A 23,781-nucleotide genomic window follows, 5' to 3' on the forward strand; every position below is an offset into this window, starting at 1 on the left:
TGCGTCAAGTCTTCTCCCCAGGAAGCGAGAGACTGGAGAGCAGGGCATAGACGCGGGCGACGGAGGAATCGTCGTCGGCGCCCATGCCCGCGGCGGCCGTCATCAGAAACATCTGCAACGCGCTGCTTGCAATCGGCACGGGAAAATTCGCGGCGCGTGCCATATCCAGCACGATGCCAAGATCTTTCGTGAAGATGCTGACAGCGCTTTTGGGGCTGTAGTCGCCTGCCAGAACATGCGGCATACGATTTTCAAACATCCAGGAATTTCCGGCGGATGCGGTGATGACCTCGTAGACTTTCTGCAAATCGAGATTCTGGCGTGCGGCGAAGGCTATGGCCTCAGAAGCGGCCGCTATGTGAACGCCCGCCAGAAGCTGATTGACCATCTTGAAGGCTGCACCCTGTCCAGGCTCGTCGCCGAGCCGGTAAAGCGTTGCGGTCAAGGCGTCGAGGGCCGGCTTGGCCGCGTGAAATGCCGCCTCTGAACCGGAGGCCAGCATCGTCAGCTTGCCCTCCGCGGCGCGCGCCGCGCCCCCGCTTATCGGAGCATCGAGATAATGCACACCCTTCGCCTCAAGGCGCGCGGCGAGGCTGCGTGCGATAGCCGGCGCCATGGTAGCCGAAGAGACGAAGACGGAGCCCGGCGTCATGGTGTCGGCACAGCCGTCAGGCCCGAACATGATGGCTTCGGTCTGTGCCGCATTGACCACGACCGCGACCACGATATCCGCGCCGCGCGCGGCCTCAGCTGCGGCATGCGCTCCCAGGCCTCCGGCGGCGACGAAGCGGGCCACGGCGTCCGGCGAAACATCGAACCCGACGACGTCAAGCCCGGCGCGCAGCAAAGATTGCGCCATGCCGAAGCCCATCGAGCCTAGGCCGATCACTGCCGATCGATGCCGGAGCGACTGGGTGTCGCCTTGCGTCGTCTGCGCAGTCATGTGGATGCTTCCTTCCTGCAGTCGTTGGTGTGGAAGTATCTGCGCCAATTCCACGTTTCCTCAAAGCCTGTCGGGGGCAACGATAGTGGTTGGCGAGCCCTCTCTCGAGCGGCCGGTGGCGGCGGTTTTCGTTTGGTCGCTCAGACGACGACCGTCTTTTTCTTTTTCGCGATGTTTGGTGTCGGCCCTTGTTCCGAACCCAGCATCCGCAATGCTATTGCCGCCGCGGCCCTGATATGATTGCTGCACGCGACCGCGTGCCCGATCGCCATCGCGAGCCGCGACGGCCTCATAGATTTCATTGATTTCCGCGAGACTATGGACCGAGCGTCCAGGTTCCATCATGGATTTCACCCGCAGCAAGTTGACGCGATTGTGAATGGTCATCAGAAACTGCTTGATGAAACGATTTCCGCAACCGTCCATGAGAACTTGGTAGAAGGCTGTTTTGGCTTCCAACATGAGCCCCTGGTCAGTCTGCTCGGCCGCGCGCTTGATCAGAGCGATCGAATTTTGTAGCGCCAACAGCTGTGCCCCATCGTGATGCCGGGCAAAACCTTTCCCGGCGTCGCCCTCGAGCAGCGCACGAACGGCATAGAGCTCCCCCGCTTCAGCGGAAGTTATTGTGCTGACCGCCGGACCGCGGTGCGGGATCGTCAGGACTAGGCCTTCAGCCTCAAGCTGCCGCAGGGCCTCGCGGATTGAGGTCCGGCCGACGCCGATAAGTTCACATAACTCGCGCTCTACCAGCCGCTGTCCAGGCTGGAAGCGCCCGGAAGCTATGGCGCCTCTCAACTTGTCCTCGACCTGACGCCGGAGAGTCGCTGCCTGCCGGACCACTTGGAGATCGTCGCTCATTTTCGGCACCATTCATCGCGAACGGATTGTCTGTCAATCGGCTTGACAGGCAAGCCGCCGGATCACTAGGCTTGGCTTAGCCAAGAGGGCTGGAGCTCTCCGAGAATGAATGGGATGCCGGGGCGGAATGCTCTGGGGGGAATGATATCCATGATCGAACTCAGCATCGAAAATCGGTGTCCGGATCGCGAGGCTTGGATCCTTCCCACATCATCCGGGCTGCAGCCAATCAAGAGGGACCTCCCGCTTTGAGCGGCACGATTGCCGCAGTGACGGCACCGGGGGAGTTCGAATATCAGAAATACGACCTTCCGAAGCCGACGCCTGGCGCGTTGTTGCTGCAGGTGGTGCGCGCTAACGCCTGCGGCTCGGAATTGCATATCTGGCGTGGGCATCATCCGGTAAAGAAGCGCGGTAGCATAGGCCATGAGATGGTCGGCCGCGTCCTCGCGCTGGGTGAGGGCGTAGCGATGGACTATGCACCTCAACCAATCGCGGTTGGTGACCGAATTGTCGCGACATATTTCCAGACTTGCTTGCGTTGTCCGCCATGTGTCGGAGGTCAGTACAATCTCTGCGACAACGACTTGCTCGACGCTGACTTCTCACTCGACGAGGTCAAGCTCGCTTTGGACAAGTCGGCGAAGCGAGACGTCACGCGGGCCTCGATCATCTGCGAAACGGCTTAGCCGGCTCCTTAGAAATTCAGAAAAAACGGGGAAGACCGTGGCGGTAATCAACATACAGGCGTTCAAAGAGCGCGCCGGAAAAGATCCCGAGTTCCTGCGGGCCATGCGCTATTATGACGGCGTCCTTCGGATATCCGTAGGTGATACCGAGACTTATGATCTGAAGTTTCATGATGGCAAGATGACAGGCGCGGGTCCCGGTGATGCGGGGCCGGCGACGATCTTTGTAAAGGCCACGGAGGAGCAATGGTCCGCAATGCTCGCGGAATATCCGAAACCCTTCTACCACAGCCTGCAGTCCAGCGCGGTCAGGCATGATGTCGTGCTTAGCGGTACGGATGCCACTTTCGCTTATCTTCCGGCATTGAATCGAATGATGCAGATTTTACGCATGAACCGTAAGGCTGGATGAGGCGAGCATGGCAAAGATCGAACCCATCCAAGGTCGTTATATCTATTTGACGGTCGGTGGAATCGAGTATCGCGTCTATTTCGAGGAAGCCGGAAACGGAATTCCGCTTTTGCTGGGGCATACAGCGGGCTCGGATGGCCGCCAGTATCGTCATCTTCTCAATGACCAGGAGGTGACTCGCAATTTCCGCTGCATCGTTTTCGACTTGCCGTATCACGGAAAGTCACTGCCGCCGCATGGTGTGCAGTGGTGGACGCACGAGTACAGCATCGGCAAGAAGTTCATGATCGACTTTCCCAACACATTGGCGGAGGTGCTAGAGCTGAAGCGACCGGTCTATATGGGAAGTTCGATGGGTGGGCATCTAGCGATTGACCTCGCACTGGAATGTCCCGAGCGCTACCGCGCTACGATCGCGGTGGAAGGGGCGTTGCAGTCGGCTATCGAATATGTGGATGTCGGCATGGCAAATATTCGCCGCGAGTTTGACAATCCCAACGTCAACCGAGCCTCTACAGGGGCCACGATGCTTCTCAATATCTCACCATATTCCCCCGAGGAGAATGTACGCGAGATACAATGGGAATACAGCTGCGGCGGTCCGGGTATTTTTGCCGGGGACCTCAACTACTATTATTACGAGCACAAGGTTTCGGAACAGGAAGCACGATCAATCGATACGAGCAAATGCATGCTGTATCTGCTCACCGGCGAATACGATCCCAATACCTCTCCGTCGGAAACTCAAGCGCTTGCCGATCTCGTTCCGGGTTGCAAATTTACGGAGATGAAGCAGCTGGGTCATTTCCCAGTTACCGAGGACTATACGAAATTCCGCAATTATCTCTTGCCGATCCTCAGTGAGATCAAGGCCAAGTCTGAAAGCTGAGACGAGGCGCTGGCGACATCTCAGCCCATTCCTAGTGAGCCCGTGCCGATCTCCAAACTCTGCGGCATAGACCCGGAGAGGTGAGGCATCGAAGGAAGGTCCGCGGATTGACAGATTATCAAGTCCTAGCCGACGATAAATGGCGACCGGAAACGAGGGTGTGAATGAACGAACAATTTGAGAAGGGCCTCAAGGTCCGCAAAGCGGTACTGGGGGAAGAGTATGTCGAGAAATCGCTCAACTCGGCCAACCACTTCACGCAGGCGATGCAGCAGCTCACGACCGAATGGTGCTGGGGCGAGGTCTGGACCCGCGAGGGACTCGACCGGAAGACGAGGAGCATTATCAACCTCTCGATGCTGACGGCGCTCAACCGCCCGCACGAGATTCGGGTTCACGTGCGCGGCGCGATCAACAATGGCTTGTCAACCGACGAGATCAAGGAGGTTTTCTTACAGACCGCCATCTATTGCGGAGTGCCTGCGGCAATGGATAGTTTCCGGATCGCGAACGAGGTGTTTGTGGAACTCGGCCTAGTCTGACCCGGCTCCGCTCACTACGGTCGTTACCAGGAGACGATGCATGAGCCTGATCACCTATCTTACACGCATCCAGTTTGGTCCCGGTGTCCTGAGCCTGGTCCCCGACGAACTCCGCGCTATGGGGTCGAGCATCCCGTTGATGATCACCGACAAAGGGGTGATGGCTGCCGGCCTGGCAGGGCGCGTCACCGCCGGGCTTTCCTGCACGATCACCGTCTATGATGGGACGCCCCCGAATCCAACGGAGTCCGCCGTGCTAGAGGCCGTGGAGGTCTATCGCCGCGCGGGGTGCGACGGGATCATCGCGGTTGGTGGTGGGTCATCCATCGATCTCGCGAAGGCCGTGGCGCTTCTGGTCAGTCATCCACAGCCTCTCGAACAATATTCCGCGATACTGGGAGGTGCGGAGCGCATTACGCGCGATATGCCCCCTGTGATGGCAGTCCCGACCACTTCGGGCACCGGTAGCGAAGTCGGCCGTGCGGCGCTGATCACGCTGAATGACGGCCGCAAGCTCGGCTTCATCTCGCCGCACCTGATTCCCAATGTGGCGATTTGCGATCCAGAGATGACTGTAGGGTTGCCTCCGGTGTTGACGGCGGCGACTGGGATGGATGCGATCAGCCATTGCATAGAGACGTTCCTGAGCCCGCGCTTTAATCCGCCTGCCGAGGCTATCGCATTGGATGGGCTGAGCCGCGGGGTACGTTGGTTGGCGAGAGCGTTCGCTGACGGCGGCAATCTTGAGGCGCGCTCGGAAATGATGATGGCGGCGTTGCAAGGCGGCATGTGCTTCCAGAAAGGGCTGGGTGCGGTGCACGCCATGTCGCATCCGCTGGGAGGCCTGGAGTCGCCCCGTCTGCATCATGGAACGCTGAACGCGGTCATCATGCCGGCGGTGCTGCGCTACAACGAGGCTTTCGCGGAAGAGAAATACGGTCGACTCAAAGCGGCACTAAACCTGCCGCCGACGGCCGACCTCGCCGAGTTCATCACTCACTTGAACAGCACGCTGGGACTTCCGGGAAGTCTCTCGGAGATGGGTGTTCCGGCCGACTGTCTGCCCAAAATGGTCGACGGCGCGGTCAAGGATCATTCCTCGGCCACCAATCCTCGACCGATGGAGGCTGCGGATTACGAACGACTATTCGCCGAGGTGATGAACTGAATCTGGCGGATGCTAAACGCCTTGGTGGCCGCACATCAGAGTTTTGGCAGTGTGCCGATACGGAGGATTTTGATGGCGGCGACGGCTGCGCCAAAGCCGTTGTCGATATTGACCGTAAGAACGCCAGGCGCGCAGCTTGCCAAGGCCGAACTCAACGCGGCACGTCCTTTCGCCGAAACGCCGTAGCCAACGGAGGAGGGGAGGGCGATGACCGGCGCCTCTACCAGACCGGCAACCACGCTGAAAAGCGCGCCTTCCATTCCAGCCACGACGATCAGAACGCGCGCCGCGCGTAATGCTCCGAGATGCGCCATAAGGCGCCAGAGCCCGGCGACGCCGACATCGACGATGAGAGGCGCCGCATAGCCATGGAAGGCGAGGGTGCGCGCCGCTTCCTTCGCTACGCTTAAATCCGCGGTTCCAGCGGCGACCACCAGCGCTCCGCCGGTCAGCGAGTCTTCGGGCGCCAAGGCCCCGAGGATCGCGGTGCTCGAGATAGGGTCATAATCGAGCCGCGTCAGTACCGGCGCGGGCAAGGCCTTGACTTGGCCCGGGCGAAGTCGGGTCAGCAGTAGACGGCGATCGTCCCGGATTGCCAGGTTGGCGATTGCTGCAATCTGCTCGTCCGTCTTGCCGACACACAGGACAGCCTCTGCAGTGCCTGTTCTGCTTTCGCGCTCCCAGTCGAATTGGAAGTTGCTCATCGCCCCGTATGCAGAAAGGCGGAGCCGCGCCGGTAGCGCCGCAGGCCAGCGAAGATGCGACCCTGCTCTGCGCAGAGATTGCGTGCCGTCGCGATCAGTTCTTCGGCGTGCTCAGTATCGCTGGCCTCGATGACGACGCCGGTATGGGTGATGCGGCAGCGCAGGTCGGCGCCTCGCGGCACTTTTGGAAAGAGGCGGCGCTCCATTGCGTCAATAAAGGCGAGATCCTCGGCCTCGATCGCGAGACCTGTCTCCACGCGGCTGGAAAGGCAGGGAGCGGCGGGCAGTTCCGAGAGATCGTCGAGCCCGAATTGGCGCGCGAGGCGGCGCACCGCCTGCTTGTCCATGCCAGCCACGATATAGGGGTGCACCACGGCGTGCTCGGCGGCGGCCTGCAGTCCGGGGCGGTAGTCTAAGAGATCGTCCAGGTTGGCGCCGGAGGCGATGGGTGCCGTCGTCACCTGGGAGATTCGTCCGTAGAGATTGGTTTTGCAGAAATAGCAGCGGTTGACAGGGTTCGCGCGGTAGGCGGGATCGTCGAATTCGCCTGCGTCCACCAGGCGTAACTTCCACCCGTTGCGCGCGGCATGGGCACGCACGCGCTCGGTTGCGTGGCTGGGAACGGCCGGGGAGATTGCGTGGACCACCACCAACTCGGCTATGCCCAGCAGATGGGCCGCATGGGCCAGGGTCATGCTGTCCACCCCGCCGCTGACGGCTATGGCGAGGCGAGGATAGCGGCCGAGCACGGTGTCAAGCGTCGGCTGGGTCATTCTGCTTCCTCAGCCTGTCGCTTGGCGGCGCGTCGAGACTCCAGCCCTTCGATTTCGGCGAGGTCGTCGCTCTCCGCCTTGCGGCTATCGCCAGCCGGGCGGATGGCGGTCTTGACCCTGACATTTGGCGCCTTCGCCGTGCCCAGTTCTCGCGCCAGCACCATGCGCCGCTCCTGCCGCCATCGTAGACCGATCGTGGAGGTTTCAGTGAAGCAGGCGGCAGCAACGCTTGCCTGATCGTCGAAGCGTAGGAGCAACCGGAAGGCATGGACGGGCCGGCCCTTCTTTCCCAAAGCGGAGAGAACTACGAGGTCCCGCACGCCCGCGAGCTGGCGCAACCGTTCGGCCGCCACCCCGATCTCCTCGCCAGTCATATCGTCGATGTCGAAGCTCAGGACAAGGATGTCCTCAGTTCCGATAGTGAAATCCGAGGCTGGGCCGGCCACTTCATCGAAGATGGTGACTCGCAGGACGTTCGGTTGCCCGGGCAGATCGCGCGTGCCTGCACCGGTGCCGCTCGCGCGCAAGCGGCCTGCAGCAGGAGCCGTGGCGTTCGCGACCAGATGGCGAAGGATGGCCGCCCCCGTCGGTGTGACCCGTTCGCCGCTAATCCCATCGTCGCGCCAAGTGAAGCCCTGGAGCAGCCGGGTGGTGGCGGGGGCCGGCACTGGCAATAGGCCATGCTGAGTTCGCACAAGGCCTCCGCCGCGTGGCAAGTCAGAGACGGTCCAGCGGGCTGCCGGCAAGGCGGCGGCGATGCTGCCGGCGGCAACCACATCCATCAGCGAGTCCCAGTCGCCGATCTCGTGGAAATGAACGTCACCGAGCGGCACGCCGTGGATTGCGGCCTCGGCTTCTGCGAGATGGCGGAGGATTGCGATGGCTTCAGGAGCCGTGCCGCTCGCGAGGGCGGTATCCTCGATCCGCGCGACCATGCCGAGAAAGCCAGCGTGCGCGTGATCTCCGTCAGTCTGTTGGGTGGCGCCGGAGAGGCGGAAGCGCAAACAGCGGAGGCCGCCGCTTGTGCCACTGTCCAACAATGGCGTACCCGCCCCTGGTGGCAGCACGGCGGCTGCGTCAGCCAGCGCCCGGTCCCGCAACTCCGGCAGGGCGTCGATCATGGCGGCCACGAACATGTCGCCGGCCATGCCGCCGACCGCATCGAGCTGAATGGTGGTCGTAGTCAAGGCGTGAGGTGGCCATCCGCCAGGGATGGCGCATAGACGGGGACGAGGTAAGGCCCTTCGGGAACAAAGGCGACGTGCTCGTCAGCGTGACGCGCGATGCTTTGCCGGAGGGCCGCATCGATGTTCGTGGCTATGACAACACCTGTGATGCGCTGTTCCTCGGCATCGAGTCCGGTCGTGTAGAGCTCCACACTGCCGAGGCGTGTTGCCTTCAGCTGCATCTCGGTTTGCCATTCATCGATTTCGGCAAGGGATTTTGCCGTCAGCGTGGCAAGGAAACGCTCGGACCCCAGGGCGACCAGACGTTCCTGCGCGGCGCGGAATTCATGTGAGCCGAAACCCTCCGAACACGCAGAGGCGATGATGAGCGTGCCACCGGGGGCGAGTATGTCGAGCGGCGTCACCATGCCTTTGATCGTCTGGTAATAGGTTTTGTCCAGGGGATAGCCGGCCGATGAGGTGACGACGGTCTTGTAGCGACGGGGTACCTCGATGCGGGTCGCGGTCTTGACGAAATCGACGGCGGCCATGTGGCTCGCGATGATCTCGCCGAAAGTGACGCAGACGAGGTCGCGATCCTCGTCGAGCACAGTGTTGAGGGCGTAGATCTCGCCCAGGCGTTCGACGATCTGCAATTGCTCCTCATGGAGCGGGTTGCCTACGAGATTGCATTGGATGGCCAAAGGATCTTCCATGAAGCGGGCCGAGTGGAAGGTCCGGATCGTTTCGTGGTGGGCGACGCCCGGTGCCACCACCTTGCGGCCGCCGGACCATCCCGCCATGAAATGTGGCTCGACGAGGCCGGTTGCGATACGCAGGTCAGCCTCGACGAAGCGGCGGTCTATCTTGATCGGTGTACCACGGGTCTTGGTGACGCCGAGATCGACATGGGCCCCCTCATCGCGGGCGAAGTGGTTTTCGACACGGACTTCGGCCATGACCCAGGGGTCGCCGACGAGTTCGGCGAGTTCCTCGCCTTCGTTGGGGCGATGCAGGCCAGTCGCGACCAGAACGGTGATCGCGTCCAGCGGAATGCCTTCCTCAACCATCGTCTCGATCATAGGGCGAAGAAAGAGCTGGTTAGGCACTGGGCGTGTGATATCGCAGATCAAAATGCAGGCACTGCGTCGCCCGCGTGCGAGGACACGGAGCGATGGGGAGCCGATTGGCGCGTTCAGGGCTTGGCGGATGGCCGCCGGTCCGTCCGAGAGTTTGGGGAGCACGCCTTTGCGGATGATCGTCGCCTTGGCGCCTTCGGGCAGATTGACCGGCAGATGGCCTTTCCCGAAGAGGAGTTGGATCGTTTCGCCTGCCATGCCCCCACCCTGTCCTTGCCGTATGCCGAGAGGGCCTGCCCCTAAATCTCAGTATACAGGTTTGATGACCGGGATCGGTATCCAACTGTCTGTTCGAAAGCAATACGGAGGCTGCTGGGTGGCGCCCTGCGCATAGCGAAGGTCGCTTGTAAGGGGTCCGGATCGGCCGACCCGGACCCCTGGAGGCTTGAAATTACTGTCTGAAACGCTATCGGAGGAGGCTGAGAGTTGCGCCTTTTTCCTTGGCAAAATGCCGATGGGAGTCTGGGTCAGCGATGGCCGCCACGCATTCCGCCGTGGTCATGGTCGTGCCCAGCGTGGTGTCCGTGATCGTCGCCCGCGTCGTGTCCTCGATGGTCGTGGCCGGATCTGCTGGCGAACGCGGGTGTAACCGCGACTGCCGTGACAGAAGTAGCGAAGGTCGCGAGACATAGGATCATAAGAAGCTTGCGCATTGCGTGAGTCCTCTTTCGCCGACGGTTGGTACGCGCGACGGAATCCGGATCCTGCTCTGTGTTTCAGCTTTGCCTGAACTCAGAAGAAAGCGATCTGTCTTCCATTGTGACAACACCCGCCGCAAACAGCTTATTCTCGGTCACGAGATTTTATCGAGCCCGGGCATGATTTCATTCGCGACCGATGCAAGGAAATCCTCGCTGGTCCAACCAACCAGCACATAGGTGTAGCCATGATGTCTCCATAAAACCTGGTGCAGGCCATTGCGTTCATCCGCGCGCAGCCCTCGATCGCCCGGCGCGCCATAGGTGACGCAGAGGGCGAGCGGCTCATGATCAAGACCTGGCCAGCGATAGAGAAGCTGCGCTACCGGTGCACCGTCCACGACGAGCAGCCGCGCACCCACAAAACTCAGGCCCCGCCCCGAGAGATCTGGTACGCGCAGTTGGCGGTGGAGCCGGCTGCCGAACCAATCCTGGATATGCGCGCGCTGGTCGCCCGGCACCTCGACCTGATGCTCGCCTTCCTGGGCGTAGACGACGTGATACTCGGCGATGTCCGCGAGTAACCGATCGCTGAAGCTCGTAGTTGGACTCGCGCTCATCCGGCCGATGCCGATGCCGCTACCAAAACCGATCGCGACGATCAAAAAGGATGCGGCGATCGGAAGGGCGAAGCGCCATCGCGTCCGCCGCTTTGGACCTTCTAGCATTTTGGCTAGTTGCGGCGGAACGTCTCTATAAGCGGGCCGCTCGAAGACCTTGCGTACCAGCATCGCGGATTGGCGAAGGCGCCGAACCGTTTCTTGTGCGGCAGGGTCGTGCGAGATGACTTCCGCGACACCGCGGGCCGTGGCGGGATCCAATTCGCCGTCGAAGAAGGCCAAAAGAGTTATCTTGTCTAGCGCCGACATATCGACATCCGCTGCACATTCGCGCTTGCAGGGCGCTCTGTGGCCTCGAGCCTCGCCATAAGCGTCAGCCGGGCACGGGATAGTCGGCTCATGATCGTGCCGATCGGAACGCCTGCGACTTCGGCGGCTTCCCTATAGGTCAGCCCTTCGACGCAAACCAATAGAAGCACTACGCGTTCAGCTTCGGGCAAGGAGAAGATTTCCGCCTCGACCCGATCCAGTTCCAGCATCGATTCGACAATTCGCTCTCCGTGAACCGCGCGCTCCTCGTCAGGCTCGCCGGCGTCGCTATGCCTATTACGGACCCCACGAGCGCGTAGTTCATTGAGCCAGACCGTCTGCATTATCCGGAAGACCCAGCTCTCAAGCTTGGTATCCGGTGACCATTGAGCCTCTCGGCTGATGGCGCGCTCGCAGGTCATCTGCACCAGATCGTCCGCGTCCTGACGCGACCGGGTCAATGTCATCGCGAAGCGGATCATGCTGGGCAGTAGCCAGCTCAGATGCACTCGCACTTCTGGCTCCATGAAGATCGCCCTCTGGTAGGAGGACAACACTCACGCCCTAAAAATTATTCGGCAAAAACGGTCCGCAGGCGGCTTTTGATTGCTTCAAGCGCTCAGCCACGTCTGAACGGCAGTGCGGAGGAAGGCGGCATCCTCAGGTATATCTGAAGGCGCCCCGGCGACGTGTCCCCAGATGCTGGGTATCGGACGAAGCTTCGCCGCACTCAGCCATTCCAATTCTGCGGCATTGTCTGCGACAGGAAAGTAGAGGTCGGTGGCGCTCGGAATGAGCAAAACGCGGGACCGGATCGCCGCCAAAGCCGCAGCCAGATCACCATGGTATCGTGCATTGTCGCTGATATCACAGGCATACCAGGTCCGGAGCTGCGCGTAGAGATCCGCCGCGCTCAATTTCCTGAAACCGGGTTCCCAATGATCATCGAGAAAAGCGTCGAGATTGGTGGCGCCGGTGCTGCTGAGATGAAGCCCGGCGCGAAACCAATCCTGACTCATGGCCCAGCCCGCATAGACGCGGGCGAAAGCGCGGATGGCGGCGTTCGGCGCCGATGCGAAACGTCCATCGCCAATGTATTCGGGTGCGCTTTCGAGTATTGCCATCAGCCCCGCGAGGAAGACACGATTATGCACGGAAGTTCGCGCACTGCCGCAGACGATGATTGCGCGATCCGCGACATGAGGCTCGAGCGCGGCCCAATGATAAGCCTGCTGGGCTCCCATCGAAAAACCATAGGCGCAGGCGATGCGATCCACGCCAAACACCTCGCGAAGGAGGCGCTGTTGCGCCAAAACATTGTCTTCCGCCGTCACAAGCTCCGGATAGTTTTGCGTATTCGACGGGCTAGAGGATAGACCATTGCCGAACATGTCCGCGATCACGATGAACCAGCGATTCGGGTCGAGCACGCTGCTTGGTCCTATTGCCCATTCGATATCCTGGTGCTGCGCGCTGTAGCTCGTCGGGTAGACAACGACGTTGTCTCGGGCGCTGGACAGCGTCCCATACGCCTTCCAGGAGAGCCTGGCGGCGGGGAGAACGCCACCGGACATAAGCGGCAGTTCGCCGAGAGCGAAGAACCCCTGCCTCGTCGGCCAGCTCATGTCACTATCCTCATGGGTGCTTTACTCCAAGCGAGCTTGACCCAGTGACTATCATGCTTGCAACGTGCTTTATGGCAAGGGTGATGGCGAGATTCACGCCGCCTTAGGTTGAAGCTGGGTTAGGCTGCCACATGTGCTTCGCATGAATGCCACGGTCGAACTCTGGGATTGGCGGCGTCGTGTTGCCGACCTCTATGCGGCCGTTCGGGCCAATCCTGACCCTCATGCCGCGTGGCGGCAATGGTCTGAGGTGCGGTCGCTGCTATTCCGCACCCACCCACAATCTCCCATAGAATCAGCCGAACGCACCGGCTACCCTGGTCCTGAGGTTTTCCCATACGATCCGCGGTTTCGCTTCGAGGTGACACTGCGGCCCGCGGCGGGCAAGAAGCTTGATTTGCCGGCCGGCGAGGATGGCGGCGTTACTCTGGAGCCTTTCGCCCTCACCGAGGGACTTAGGTCGAGCCTCGGGGGCGAACTGACGCTGTATTGGATCGGCGGATACGGCGGCGGCGTGTTTCTGCCTTTCGCGGATGCTACCAGCGGAGGCGAAACCTACGGAGCGGGCCGCTATCTTCTCGATACGATCAAAAGCGCTGACCTAGGCGAAACGCCTGATGGCAGCCTCATCCTCGATTTCAATTTTTCCTATGCCCCGTCATGCGCGCACTCACCGCGTTACGTATGTCCGCTGGCGCCGCGGGAGAACCGTCTATCCGCAGGGATCAGCGCTGGTGAACGCTGCCGCGTCTAACGGCTGATCTGGGGCGCGTATGCGCGACGGTCAATTCACCTGCCACGAAGGCAAGACCTGGCCGGCTTAGTTCAGTGGCGGCAGCGCAATTGCTCAATCAACATTGCGACAAAGCAATTTGCGTCGTGGCGAGGAGGTCCTGCGAATGGGTGGTTCGAGTGTAATTCCGGGACTTGACGCGGATGATCCGGGTCCGAGCGATTCTGGATTGGCGCAAGATCTTGTCTTCGTCGGTTTGCTCTCCGGTAGTTACCTGCGCCTGCTGAGGGAAAGTCTTGCGCCAGCCGACCTGGAGCCGATGGCCGCGGCGCGATGGCTTTATGAGGAGGCGCCATTTTGCCTGCTCGCCCATAACACGTCACCGGATCCGCGCTTTGTCTACGCAAATCGCGCGGCGCAGACCTGTTTCGGATATAGTTGGGACGAGATGACCCGGCTGTCTTCGCGGCTCTCCGCCGAGGCTCCGAATCGAGCCGAGCGGCAGCACTTGGTCGAAGCAGTCACGCGGGACGGGTTCGCGACGGGCTATCGCGGTTTGCGCATCGCCAAGTCGGGGCGGCGCTTCTGGATTGAGGACGTGACCATGTGGCAGGTTACCGATGACGCTGGAGCGGTGCTCGGCCAAGCCGCCACCTATCGCCGCTGGCGCGACGCCTGAGTATCGAGGGCACCGTTCTCGCTTTGTAGGTTACCGACTAAACGCCCGGGGGTTCGATCAGGAGGCGAAATTGAAGTGTCGCGTTATGGTCACCGCTGGCGCCGTTGTCGCCGGCGCTTTCTTGGGGCCAAGCCCTGTTCTTGGGCAGACTGTCCTCATGGGGAGTGCAGCCTATGGCGATTGGCGCAGCGATGCGCCCGGTGTAACGCGCCGCATAGCGCCTGCGGATATTCCCGCGCCTTCCGAAAGCCGGTCCGTCAGCAACGCACCGGACATTGTGGATCGGCCATCGACCAGTTCGCTTCGAGTTCCCGCGGGATTTGCCGTCACTCAGGTCGCGGCCGGCCTGACAAATCCGCGCATTGTGCGCGTCGCACCGAACGGCGACATCTTCGTTGCTGAGAGCATTGCCAATCGCATTCGAGTGATGCGGGCCGCCGACGGGGCGACGCAGCCTCAGCGGATGGAGGTTTTCGCGCGCGGCCTCGATCGCCCATTCGGCATGGGTTTCTATCCGCCCGGCCCGAATCCACAATGGCTGTATGTCGCGGACACCAATTCGGTCGTTCGGTTCCCGTATAGGAATGGGGACCTTGCCGCGATGGGCCAGCCGCAAATTGTGGTCGCACAAATCTCCCAAACCTCGGCCCATCACTGGACGCGTGACCTGGCGTTCAGCCGGGACGGGAAGTTGATGTATGTCTCTGTCGGTTCGGGGTCGAATGATGCGGAAGACATGGGACCTCTGGGCTCGGCGGCGATTGCTGCGAATGAGTCCAGATACGGTGTGGGCGCAAGCTGGGGCAATGAGGCTCAGCGCGCGGATGTACTCGCCTTCGACCCTCGCGGCGGTAACCGCCATGTCTTCGCGACGGGTTTGCGCAACTGCGCGGGGTTGGCGGTGAACCCGCGGACCGGCGATGTTTGGTGCTCGACCAATGAGCGCGACGGCTTGGGAAACAATGTGCCGCCCGACTACGTGACCCGGGTGCGAGAGGGTGGCTTTTATGGCTGGCCCTGGTTCTATATCGGCGATCACCAAGATTCCCGCCACGCCGGGGAGCGTCCGGATCTTGCCGGTCGGGTGGACGTGCCGGATGTGCTGATCCAGACGCATTCGGCACCCCTAGGCATGGCATTCTATCAGGGTGTGGGCGTGGCCGCTTTTCCATCTGAATACACGGGGGATGCGTTCGTTGCCCTTCACGGGTCATGGAATCGCGCAGGCCGCACCGGCTACAAGGTGATTCGCATCCCGTTGCACGATGGAATTCCGGAGGGCGTCTACCAGGATTTCCTGACCGGCTTCGTCGCCAGCGATTCCGGCGTTTGGGGGCGGCCCGTCGGTATCGCGGTGGCACATGACGGCGCCCTGCTCATCACCGACGATGGCGGGGGTGTGATTTGGCGGGTGGCGTATGGAGCGCGCCGGAGCACAAAGTAGCCGCTTACGGTGTTTGTCCGTTACTGATCGAGCGAGGGCGCCCTACAAACAACGCTCTCCCAGCGCCCAGCGCGGCAAGAGCCCCTGCGACACCAAACGCTAGGAAGAGCACCCCCATGCTGGCGAAGCTTCCCGTCCAATGACGCAGCAATCCGGCCAGGAGAGGTCCGCCGGCTGCCAGGGTGTAACCGACACCCTGTGCCATCCCGGATAGTCGAGCGGCGACCTGAGCGTCCGGTGCGCGCAGCACGATCATGGTCAAGGCGACGGCGAACAGACCACCCTGGCCTAAACCTAGTATCACGGCCCAGATCCAAACCATGGAAAGTGGCGCGAACAGCAGAGCGAGAAAAGCGCCCGTCGCGAGCACGACCAGCATTAGGCTTATGCCAATCTGTGTCGGCTGACGGGTCGCCAGTGAAGGCACGGTCAGGGAGGCGACCATCTGTCCCACCACCGACACCGACACAACGAGGCCAGCATGAAAACTGTCCAATCCGCGGGCGTGCAGAGCAGGCGCAAGCCACCCGAAAACAGTATAGGCCTGGGCGGATTGCAGACCCATGAACAGCGTGACCTGCCAAGCAAGTCCGTCCCGCCATAGGCTCTGTGTCGAGGCACCGGCATGGCGCGGCGTGGCCGATTTGCGATAAGCCAGCGGCGCCCAGATCACGGCCGCGGCCATCGCCGGTGCCGCCCAAATCGCTAGACCCCATCGCCATGATCCGTCAGCCAGACGCTCTATCGGCACTGTGGATGCGGCCGCAAGCGCGGCGCCCATGCAGAGGGCGGTGCTGTAGAGCCCGGTCAGGAGTGCGATGTGCTTGGGGAAGTCCCGCTTCACCAAGCCGGGTAGCAAGACGTTCCCGACCGCAATGCTGCCGCCAACGATAGCGGCGGCGACAAACAAAAGCGCGGGCGCGCCCAGGCCGCGCAAAGCGGTGCCGAAAGCGAGTAGAAGGACCGCTCCTAGCAGTGTCCGCTCGGTGCCAAAGCGACGGGCCAGGATCGGTGCGACCGGGGCGAAAACACCCATGCACAATACTGGTAAGGTGGTGAGGTAGCTGGCGTCCACGGCGGTAAGCCCGGTCTGCCGGGTGATGTCGGGCAATAGCACCGAGAAACTTGAAAACACCGTCCGCAGGTTGAAGGCGATCAGGACCAAGCTCGCACCAAGTATAAGGCCGGCGAGGCGACCGCGAACCCTCTCCGGCGCAACAGGCGGAACGTCTCCCGCTTCCGCATCGACCAGTTCGCGTTTAAGCCCAGAAGCGAGTTCCAGCGAGGTCACGTGCAAGCTGCTCCAAAGGTCTTCATTCTCCGCGCCGCGCGCCCATTTGGCGCCGGGTCAAGCGCGAGTGCCATATGGGTTCAAGATCATCGGCCATGCCGAAATGCGATCCGAAGGCTCAGCTGCCTGGACGTTTCGTAACCCGCAGCTAACGACCTACGGCGCCGCAGCAGCGGCTGAACGTTCGTGAACAACTGTCTCTGGCATCAGAAGCCAGACGAGGATAGTTGCCAGAAGGCCCGCCGCTGCGAGCACCAGGAACGCCAACCTCACTCCCGCTACCTCGGCGATCTCGCCGGTTACGGCATTGCTCAGCGTCGCCCCAAGCCCGGACGCGAGCCCAATCGCACCCATCGTCAGATTGAAATGCCCCCGCTCGCGCGCGATGTCGGCCGCGATGAGTGGCAGCGTTACGCCAATTGTCGCGGCGCTGACGCCGCTCAGTCCCTGAATTAGGACAACCGGTATCGGCAATGCGGTGAGCGCGAACAGGACTCCGCGCAACGGTTCGACCCCGAATCCCAGCAAGAGAATGAACCGGCGGCCGCGATGTTGTGCCGTGCGCCCGACCCAGGGCGAGATGACGGCGACGATGACCTGCGGCCAGACGAGGCAGGCTGCAATGACGAGATTGGCGATGCTGCCCGCTTTGCCCGCGATCTCATTGCCAACGAAGGGCAACATCGCCGCGTCGGCCATTTGGAACAGGACGATGCAGGCCATGAAGGCGAGCAGCCTCCGATCCAGGGCAAGAGCCCGCAACTCGACCCATGCGCTCGCCTTAGGCCGTTCACGCTCGAGGGCGTCACGCACGGCGCGTCGTGATTCGATGCGTGACAATGCGAACAGCGAAGGCGCGCAGAGCAGAGCGGTGAGCCAGAATACCGAGCCGGGTGCGAAATAGTAGCCGCATACACCCATTGCGGCGGCCGCGACGCCGTTCCCGATCGAGGCAAAGCGTGCGTTTCGCCCAAGCCGCTCACCCAGTAATGCGCCGCCAACGATCGTTATACTGATCGCCGCGATCGCGGGGCTGAGCATGCAGCTCGCGAAGCCATGCAGAATCTCGGCAAGGCCGATTCCTGCTTGCGATGGCGCCAATACAAAAAGCAGAGCGCTTGCGGTGATTGCGACGATCGCAATTGCTGCCGCGAGGCGCTTGCTTCGCATCGCGTCCACCAAGGCGCCAGCGGGGAGTTGGCTCGCCATGGCGACGATTGTGCCCAGCGAAAGGACGCTGCCGATTTGCAGCTCTGTCCAGCGCTGGGTGGTGAGGTAGATGGCAATGAACGGGCCGAAACCGGTCTGTACATCGGCGACGAAGAATGTCAGCAAGTCGAGGCCGCGCAAGCTGCGCGGCGAGGCGTGCCCGGCGCTCAAGGAGTCGCTTTGGTCGCGGGGGGTTGAGTAGCAACCGGGACAGAAATCGCGTCGGGTTTGTATTCAGGCAAGGCCTTGAGTTTGGTGGCATCGAGAATCACGGTGATGGCGATGCCATTCTCGTTGACGGCGAATCGCAAAGCATCCCATTCCACAGCGACATCGCGGTTGCCGACACCAAGGAAGCCCGCGAATTCGACCACTGCCGCCTTTGGAACACCGCGCTTGTTGATCAGCACGTTTACAATCGCGCCAATCACGTTGCCTTTTCCGTCGAGCACCTGCTGACCAAGCAATCCTTCAGCATAGGCTTTGGGGAGATGCACAAGCTTAGGCGAGGGCGGCGTGGTCTGCTGCGCGACCGCTGGAGCGACGGATGGTGTCTGCGTTGCTCCAGTGGCGCTATCGGAAGTTTGGGCGAATGCCGATACGGTGCCCAGCGACAGAGTAAGAACCAGGCAAGGCGCCGCGCCGCGTGCCCATGAGGCTCTCGAGCGGTCACGCTCCTTTTTGACGGAGCACGTCGCTCTGACATTACCGAGAAGAACCTGTGTCATCGGGCCTCCAACACCAGTAAGGTGAGCCTTACACCATCACGTGCCGAGACTGAACAGCGGCGAATATGCGTCTGGCGCGCTGTCAGACATTGTCGCCACCCGTGCCTTCGAGCCTCGACGGATCCCAAACGATGCGGCTCAGTTTGAGCGAGTAGTCACGAAACTTGCCAGCGTGGCGGTGACGACCCGAGGTCTGTCGCCGGGCTCTGCCAACGCATCGCCGCGCCTCCAATCGTTACCGGCGGATGGAGGCGGCGGGCAGGGCCCCAGGGCGTCACTTCGATCCGCGCGTCGAAGTCGCGGGTGTCGAGCTTCTGCAACGGCTGGACGTTTTCGAGGCGTGGGGCGTTGGAAAGCAAGGCGGCCGTCCGGGCAAGTGACACGCGCGCGATCGAGCCGACGCCGCCGGCCCGGCGCCTAGTCAGGCTGCGCACGACAGCGGCCGCCATGATATAGCCCGTCGCGTGGTCGAGCGCCTGAACCGGCAATGGCGTCGGCCGATCTTTGCCGAAGCGTTCCATGCCCTCGAAGGCTATGCCCGTGCTCATCTGGAGGAGGCTATCGAAGCCGCGCCGGCCCGCCCAGGGACCGGTCCAGCCATAGGCATCGAGCGATACGTCGATGGTGCCGGGCCGAACGCGAGCCCGCGTCTCCGCTCCGAGCCCAAGCCGTTCGAGCGCGTCTGGCCGATAGCCATGAACGATGACATCGGCGCTGGCCAGAAGCTCAAGCAGAGCGTCTCGGCTGCCAGGATTCCGCAGATCGAGCCGGGCGCACCGCTTGCCGAGCGTCACTTCTGGCGCGAGGCTTGGCTCATCCCATTCTGGTGGGTCTATCCGCAGCACATCAGCCCCGAAGCCCGCGAGGAAGCGGGTCGCGACGGGACCGGCGAGCACCCGCGTGAGGTCCAGCACCCGTACACCGGCGAGCGGCCGCCCGTCCTCAAAGGCTCGGCGTTCGAGTGTAGCGGTGCCGGTCGTCCCGGATTGTACGAGCGGCTCCGCGATCACGGCCTTTCCTTGCGGATGGTCCGCCCACGCGGCGGGCGAGCGCATTGTCGCCGCGCAGCCGCCCCGCGCGATCACGGCCGCTTCGAGTTCATCGGCCTTCCAGCGCATGACGGCGGAGCGCACCATGGTCTGTTCCGCCGGAGTGCCCAGGACCGCCAGGGCTGCCGCGCGGTGGTGCGGCGCATTGGTGTGCAGCCTGATCCAGCCATCGGCCGTAACATAGTCACCAGCGATCGGGTCCCAGGCCGGCGGCGGCGCCCAGCCATCGGGCTCGATCGATGAGGCGAACCAAAATGACGCAAGCCGCCGATCGACGCTGACGGTTGGCGGTCGTGAGGCGGTCAACGCGACGTGCTCGGCAATGGCCAGTGCTGCGGCGCCGATTGAAGCCGCAGCGAGATCGCTGACCGCGAAGACGGATGGCAGGTCGCCCGCGCTCGTGAATTCGACGCGGGACTCCCATCCGCCATCGCCTGTCGCCCGCCAAATCTCGCGCAAGAGGTTGGCGGCTTCCGAGGCTGGCTTTGCGCTGGGGGACAGCGAGGCCGGCTTCGTTTCACCCTCCATCGGCATTCTCCGCGGCGTCGTGACCAAGGGAACATCATGACGTATCGATCAAAACGTCAATCGAAGTTTCACGCGCGAGGACGGACGCAAGACGAAACGCAATGCCACCGCAAAACGGTGGACACGGAATAGTCCGACGTCAATAGTAGCTCATAGAGGAGTAACGGATGCCATGGCCAAAAAGAAACAGCCCAATGTTCTCTTGATTCTCGCGGATGATATTGGGTGGTTTGACATCGGCGCCTATCATCGCGGGATGATGGGCGGGGCCACTCCCAACATCGATCGCATCGCGAAAGAAGGCGTCATGCTCACGGACTGCTATGCGCAAGCGAGCTGTACGGCGGGCAGAGCCGCCTTCATCACCGGTCAGCTTCCGATGAGAACGGGTATGACCACGGTCGGATTGCCGGGTGCTCCGCAAGGGCTTCAGCCGGAAGACCCGACGCTGGCGGAACTGCTGAAACCCGAAGGATATTTGACCGCTCAGGTTGGCAAGAATCACCTGGGCGATCGCAACGAGTTTCTACCGACGGTTCACGGTTTCGACGAGTTTTTTGGCAATCTTTATCATCTGAACGCCGAAGAGGAGCCGGAGCAGCCGGACTATCCAAAAGACCATCCAGCATTTCAGAATTTTTTCAAACCGCGTGGCGTGCTGGATTGCCGGGCGACTGCTATTGACGACCCGACCGAAGATCCTCGTTTCGGGAAGGTAGGCAAGCAGACCATCAAGGATACCGGACCAATGACGCGCAAGCGCATGGAAACGGTTGAGAATGATCTTCTTGCGCGTTCGCTCGATTTCATCGATCGCGCCCATGCGGCGGACAAGCCATTCCTGCTTTGGCACAACACGACCAGAATGCATGTCTGGACCCGTCTGTCAGAGCGCTGGAAGGACAAGACCAAGTTCGGTCTTTACGCGGATGGCATGCAGGAACTCGATTGGGTGGTTGGGGAGTTGCTCGACAAGCTAGAGAGCCTGGGCATTGCCGACAATACGATTGTAATTTTCACGACGGACAATGGTGCCGAGAAATTTAGCTGGCCCGACGGCGGCACATCGCCGTTCCGTGGAGAGAAAGGACTGGGCTGGGAAGGTGGGTTCAGGGCTCCCTTCGTAATGCGCTGGCCCGGGAACATCGCTCCGGGACAAGTTCGCAACGGTATCTTCTCGCTGGAGGATGTGGTGCCGACGGTGATGGCTGCGGTCGGTGTTCCGGATATCAAGGAGCAGCTGCTCAAAGGCTATCAGGCCGGCTCAAAACATTTTCGCGTCCACCTGGACGGCTACAACCAGCTTCCCTATCTGACGGGCGAGACTGAAGACTCGGCGAGGCACGCGTTTTTCTACTATGGTGAGCACGAGCTTTTCGCTCTTCGCTACCAGAATTGGAAAATCCATTTTCTTATCAAGAATGACTGGTTCGCCGGGCAATCGATGAAGCCGACGGTTCCCAGGCCGGTCAATCTTCGGGTTGATCCATTCGAGCAGCATATGGATGCCCCGGGTTACCCACTTTACGCTGGCGAGAAGCTCTGGACGATTATGCCAGCAGGCTACATTTTGAAACAGCATGCCGAGACATTTACCGAGTTCCCCCCTCGCCAAGCGCCACCGGATTTCAATCCGGGCGCAATGATCGAGCACGCAATAAAAGCGGCATCAAACGCGGTCTGACAGTTTGATCACTAGCGGTCACGGCTTTTCCTCAGAAGGAAAAGCCGTGATCCCCGCAGGTGCGGTCGCTCGGTGTGGAGTGTCGAACACGCACAGGACCAGTTGGAATTACCTATGATCGACAAACCTGTTGTCGGCAATATCGCCAATGAATTGGCGAAGGAACGCAACCGCGAGGCGGCGGACCGGACGCTCATGGCCTGGATCCGCACGGCCCTTTCGCTGATCGGTTTTGGTTTCGGTATCGGCAGGCTTTCCGCTTACATGAACGCCGCTGGTTTACACACTTCCCTCAATCCGGCGCACACGACTCTGATCTTTGGTGCCAGTTTCATGGTAGTCGGCCTTTTTGGTCTGCTTGCGGCGGTCGTTCAGCACGTTCGTATTTTGAACCGCCTCAGTCAGCCGGATTTCGCTTACAGCGCCATGCGGCCGATCGCGGTCGCGGTGGCCTGCATGCTTCTCCTGATCGGCGTTTTCGGTCTGGTCGCCGTCTTCTTGTGAGGACCGTTACGCCCTGGCGTCTGCAGAACCTCCGCGGGCCTAACCTCAAAGCGCTCTATCCAATAATGGAGTGATGTATCGCCGCGCTGTTACAAACCAGACAAAAACCCCTTGCCAGCTCCAATACGACCGTCCATATTGCTGCATCGCGTCATAGCTTCGGCGGTCCCATCGGGACTGCTCAGCCCGCTAGCGCCAAGGAGGCAATTATGACTGAACCCGAACTGGCGTCTGACATCGAACTCAAAGCCCCGCGTAGCCGGGTTGGCCGTTTGGCTTGGGGAGCCGGTCTTCTGGTCACTGTCGCTCTTGGCGCCGGGACCGCTTACGAGTTTTCACCGCAGTTTGCCTCCGCAACGGCGGTCGCCGTCGCGGCACCTTCAGCCATGCCGGTTTCGGTCGCCGAAGTCACGCAGCGGGACGCCGCGATTTGGGCCGACTTCTCAGGCCGGCTCGAGGCGGTCGGCCAAGTTGAAATCCGACCCCGTGTGGCCGGTGCCGTCATAGCGGCGCATTTCCGCGAAGGGGCGTTGGTCAGAAAGGGCGACCTGCTTTTCACGATCGATCCAGCGCCTTTCCAAGCCGAGGTGCAGAGCGCCGAGGCTGAGGTCGCCGCGGCGGCAGCTCGGCTCGTTTTGGCCGCGAGGGAGCAGCAACGCGGCCTGGCTCTCGTCGGCTCAGGGGCGACCCCGCAAGCCGAGGTCGATCAGCGCGTCAATGAATTTCACGCCGCCGAGGCAAATCTCCACGATAAGCAGGCGGCGTTGGACGTGACCAAGCTGAACCTCGATTGGACGGACGTCCGGGCGCCGATAGCCGGACGCGTTGGTCGAATCGAAGTAACTCCTGGCAATCTCGTCGCGGCTGGCCCAAGCGCTCCTGTGCTGACGACGCTTGTTTCCGTCGACCCGATCTACGCCAGTTTCGATGCGGATGAGCACTCCGTTGAGCAGGCTCTAGCGACGCTGCCTGGTGGCCACGACTTCGATAGCGAGATCGGCCTCATTCCCGTGCAGATGGGCACGCTCGCCGAGGAGGGCACACCACAGCAGGGCAGACTGCAACTCATCGACAATTTGGTCGATAGAGGCAGCGGAACCGTGCGGGTTCGCGCTATTTTCAATAACGCGGACGGCAGGCTGATGCCTGGCCAATTCGCGCGGATGCGCATGGGCGAAGCCACGACTGCGCCGACTATCGCGATCGACGAAAGTGCAATCGGCACGGATCAAGATCGCCGCTTCGTGATGGTCGTCGGCGGCGATAGCCGGGCGGTTTATCGCCAGGTGCAGCTCGGCCCGGTGATCGACGGCCAACGCGTCATCACGCAGGGCCTCAGCGCCGGCGAGCGGATCGTGGTGGGTGGGTTACAGCGTATCGGCCCCGGCTCTCTCGTGGCGCCGCATCTCGTCGCGATGACCCCGTCTCATAGCGCCAGCCTGCCTTCGGGTTGATCA

Annotated in this window: 24 protein-coding genes; 11 read left to right on the plus strand and 13 right to left on the minus strand. The window is 61.6% G+C overall.

What is annotated here, in order from left to right; genetic code table 11:
* Nucleotides 1-4: 4 nt before the first annotated feature.
* A complete protein-coding gene (gene ltnD, locus GSQ92_RS12325) occupies nt 5-943 on the minus strand; it encodes an L-threonate dehydrogenase (protein WP_158805348.1) in 939 nt (312 codons plus the stop codon).
* Between the two features lie 60 nt (nt 944-1,003).
* Nucleotides 1,004-1,801, minus strand: coding sequence for a GntR family transcriptional regulator (locus GSQ92_RS12330; RefSeq protein WP_216856817.1), 798 nt, complete (start codon nt 1,799-1,801; stop codon nt 1,004-1,006).
* Between the two features lie 248 nt (nt 1,802-2,049).
* Between GSQ92_RS12330 and GSQ92_RS12335 the strand changes: the two genes are divergently transcribed.
* The 5 genes from GSQ92_RS12335 to GSQ92_RS12355 all read left to right on the plus strand — a co-directional run bounded on the left by GSQ92_RS12335 (nt 2,050) and on the right by GSQ92_RS12355 (nt 5,501).
* Nucleotides 2,050-2,490, plus strand: a complete 441-nt coding sequence (locus GSQ92_RS12335; protein ID WP_216850529.1) for an alcohol dehydrogenase catalytic domain-containing protein — start codon at nt 2,050-2,052, stop codon at nt 2,488-2,490.
* Nucleotides 2,491-2,527: 37 nt separating this feature from the next.
* Nucleotides 2,528-2,902, plus strand: a complete 375-nt coding sequence (locus GSQ92_RS12340; RefSeq protein ID WP_216850531.1) for a hypothetical protein — start codon at nt 2,528-2,530, stop codon at nt 2,900-2,902.
* Between the two features lie 7 nt (nt 2,903-2,909).
* Entirely contained in the window at nt 2,910-3,791 is an 882-nt protein-coding gene (locus tag GSQ92_RS12345; RefSeq protein ID WP_159013512.1) for an alpha/beta fold hydrolase, read from the plus strand.
* Nucleotides 3,792-3,955: 164 nt separating this feature from the next.
* The gene (locus tag GSQ92_RS12350) at nt 3,956-4,333 is read left to right on the plus strand and encodes a carboxymuconolactone decarboxylase family protein (protein ID WP_158805351.1); all 378 of its coding nucleotides are present in this window, start codon (nt 3,956-3,958) and stop codon (nt 4,331-4,333) included.
* Between the two features lie 40 nt (nt 4,334-4,373).
* Nucleotides 4,374-5,501, plus strand: coding sequence for an iron-containing alcohol dehydrogenase (locus GSQ92_RS12355; protein WP_159013513.1), 1,128 nt, complete (start codon nt 4,374-4,376; stop codon nt 5,499-5,501).
* Nucleotides 5,502-5,536: 35 nt separating this feature from the next.
* On the opposite strand, the gene larB is transcribed toward GSQ92_RS12355, so the two are convergent.
* The 7 genes from larB to GSQ92_RS12390 form a co-directional block, all read right to left on the minus strand.
* Complete coding sequence (gene larB, locus GSQ92_RS12360) at nt 5,537-6,205, minus strand: nickel pincer cofactor biosynthesis protein LarB (RefSeq protein WP_158805353.1); 669 nt, start codon at nt 6,203-6,205, stop codon at nt 5,537-5,539.
* Complete coding sequence (locus GSQ92_RS12365) at nt 6,202-6,978, minus strand: adenine nucleotide alpha hydrolase (RefSeq protein ID WP_158805354.1); 777 nt, start codon at nt 6,976-6,978, stop codon at nt 6,202-6,204. Before GSQ92_RS12365 ends, larB begins: the two co-directional genes overlap by 4 nt.
* Nucleotides 6,975-8,165 carry a LarC family nickel insertion protein gene (locus tag GSQ92_RS12370; RefSeq protein ID WP_216850532.1) on the minus strand — a complete coding sequence of 397 codons (1,191 nt, stop codon included), beginning with the start codon at nt 8,163-8,165 and terminating at the stop codon, nt 6,975-6,977. Before GSQ92_RS12370 ends, GSQ92_RS12365 begins: the two co-directional genes overlap by 4 nt.
* Nucleotides 8,162-9,481, minus strand: a complete 1,320-nt coding sequence (larA, locus tag GSQ92_RS12375) for a nickel-dependent lactate racemase (protein ID WP_158805355.1) — start codon at nt 9,479-9,481, stop codon at nt 8,162-8,164. Before larA ends, GSQ92_RS12370 begins: the two co-directional genes overlap by 4 nt.
* Before the next feature lie 595 nt (nt 9,482-10,076).
* Entirely contained in the window at nt 10,077-10,850 is a 774-nt protein-coding gene (locus tag GSQ92_RS12380) for an anti-sigma factor (protein WP_158805356.1), read from the minus strand.
* Nucleotides 10,838-11,404: an RNA polymerase sigma factor gene (locus GSQ92_RS12385; RefSeq protein WP_216850535.1), complete on the minus strand. Its 567-nt coding sequence runs from the start codon at nt 11,402-11,404 to the stop codon at nt 10,838-10,840. The genes GSQ92_RS12380 and GSQ92_RS12385 overlap by 13 nt, the downstream gene beginning before the upstream one ends.
* A 57-nt stretch (nt 11,405-11,461) precedes the next feature.
* A complete protein-coding gene (locus GSQ92_RS12390; RefSeq protein ID WP_158805357.1) occupies nt 11,462-12,475 on the minus strand; it encodes an alpha/beta fold hydrolase in 1,014 nt (337 codons plus the stop codon).
* Nucleotides 12,476-12,617: 142 nt separating this feature from the next.
* On the opposite strand from GSQ92_RS12390, the gene GSQ92_RS12395 reads away from it, so the two are divergent.
* The 3 genes from GSQ92_RS12395 to GSQ92_RS12405 all read left to right on the plus strand — a co-directional run bounded on the left by GSQ92_RS12395 (nt 12,618) and on the right by GSQ92_RS12405 (nt 15,331).
* Nucleotides 12,618-13,229, plus strand: coding sequence for a DUF1684 domain-containing protein (locus tag GSQ92_RS12395; protein ID WP_158805358.1), 612 nt, complete (start codon nt 12,618-12,620; stop codon nt 13,227-13,229).
* A 145-nt stretch (nt 13,230-13,374) separates the two neighbouring features.
* Nucleotides 13,375-13,887 carry an MEKHLA domain-containing protein gene (locus GSQ92_RS12400; RefSeq protein WP_158805359.1) on the plus strand — a complete coding sequence of 171 codons (513 nt, stop codon included), beginning with the start codon at nt 13,375-13,377 and terminating at the stop codon, nt 13,885-13,887.
* A 70-nt stretch (nt 13,888-13,957) separates the two neighbouring features.
* Nucleotides 13,958-15,331 carry a sorbosone dehydrogenase family protein gene (locus GSQ92_RS12405; protein WP_216850537.1) on the plus strand — a complete coding sequence of 458 codons (1,374 nt, stop codon included), beginning with the start codon at nt 13,958-13,960 and terminating at the stop codon, nt 15,329-15,331.
* A 4-nt stretch (nt 15,332-15,335) separates the two neighbouring features.
* On the opposite strand, the gene GSQ92_RS12410 is transcribed toward GSQ92_RS12405, so the two are convergent.
* The 4 genes from GSQ92_RS12410 to GSQ92_RS12425 form a co-directional block, all read right to left on the minus strand.
* On the minus strand, nt 15,336-16,622 hold the full coding sequence (locus GSQ92_RS12410; RefSeq protein ID WP_254065873.1) for an MFS transporter: 1,287 nt from the start codon (nt 16,620-16,622) through the stop codon (nt 15,336-15,338).
* 156 nt (nt 16,623-16,778) lie between these two features.
* On the minus strand, nt 16,779-18,002 hold the full coding sequence (locus tag GSQ92_RS12415) for an MFS transporter (protein ID WP_158805361.1): 1,224 nt from the start codon (nt 18,000-18,002) through the stop codon (nt 16,779-16,781).
* The gene (locus GSQ92_RS12420; RefSeq protein WP_158805362.1) at nt 17,999-18,559 is read right to left on the minus strand and encodes a PRC-barrel domain-containing protein; all 561 of its coding nucleotides are present in this window, start codon (nt 18,557-18,559) and stop codon (nt 17,999-18,001) included. The genes GSQ92_RS12415 and GSQ92_RS12420 overlap by 4 nt, the downstream gene beginning before the upstream one ends.
* 155 nt (nt 18,560-18,714) lie before the next feature.
* Nucleotides 18,715-20,136 carry a CoA transferase gene (locus tag GSQ92_RS12425; protein ID WP_254065874.1) on the minus strand — a complete coding sequence of 474 codons (1,422 nt, stop codon included), beginning with the start codon at nt 20,134-20,136 and terminating at the stop codon, nt 18,715-18,717.
* Between the two features lie 172 nt (nt 20,137-20,308).
* Here GSQ92_RS12425 and GSQ92_RS12430 point away from each other — a divergent pair, with 172 nt between their 5' ends.
* The 3 genes from GSQ92_RS12430 (at nt 20,309) to GSQ92_RS12440 (ending at nt 23,778) form a co-directional block, all read left to right on the plus strand.
* Nucleotides 20,309-21,820 (plus strand): arylsulfatase, encoded by a 1,512-nt coding sequence (locus GSQ92_RS12430; RefSeq protein WP_158805363.1) that lies wholly within the window; start codon nt 20,309-20,311, stop codon nt 21,818-21,820.
* A gap of 114 nt (nt 21,821-21,934) precedes the next feature.
* Complete coding sequence (locus tag GSQ92_RS12435; protein WP_158805364.1) at nt 21,935-22,324, plus strand: YidH family protein; 390 nt, start codon at nt 21,935-21,937, stop codon at nt 22,322-22,324.
* A gap of 209 nt (nt 22,325-22,533) precedes the next feature.
* On the plus strand, nt 22,534-23,778 hold the full coding sequence (locus GSQ92_RS12440; protein WP_158805365.1) for an efflux RND transporter periplasmic adaptor subunit: 1,245 nt from the start codon (nt 22,534-22,536) through the stop codon (nt 23,776-23,778).
* Nucleotides 23,779-23,781 lie beyond the last annotated feature (3 nt).

The sequence above is a fragment of the Acidisoma sp. S159 genome, from assembly GCF_009766125.1.
GTDB lineage: Bacteria > Pseudomonadota > Alphaproteobacteria > Acetobacterales > Acetobacteraceae > Acidisoma.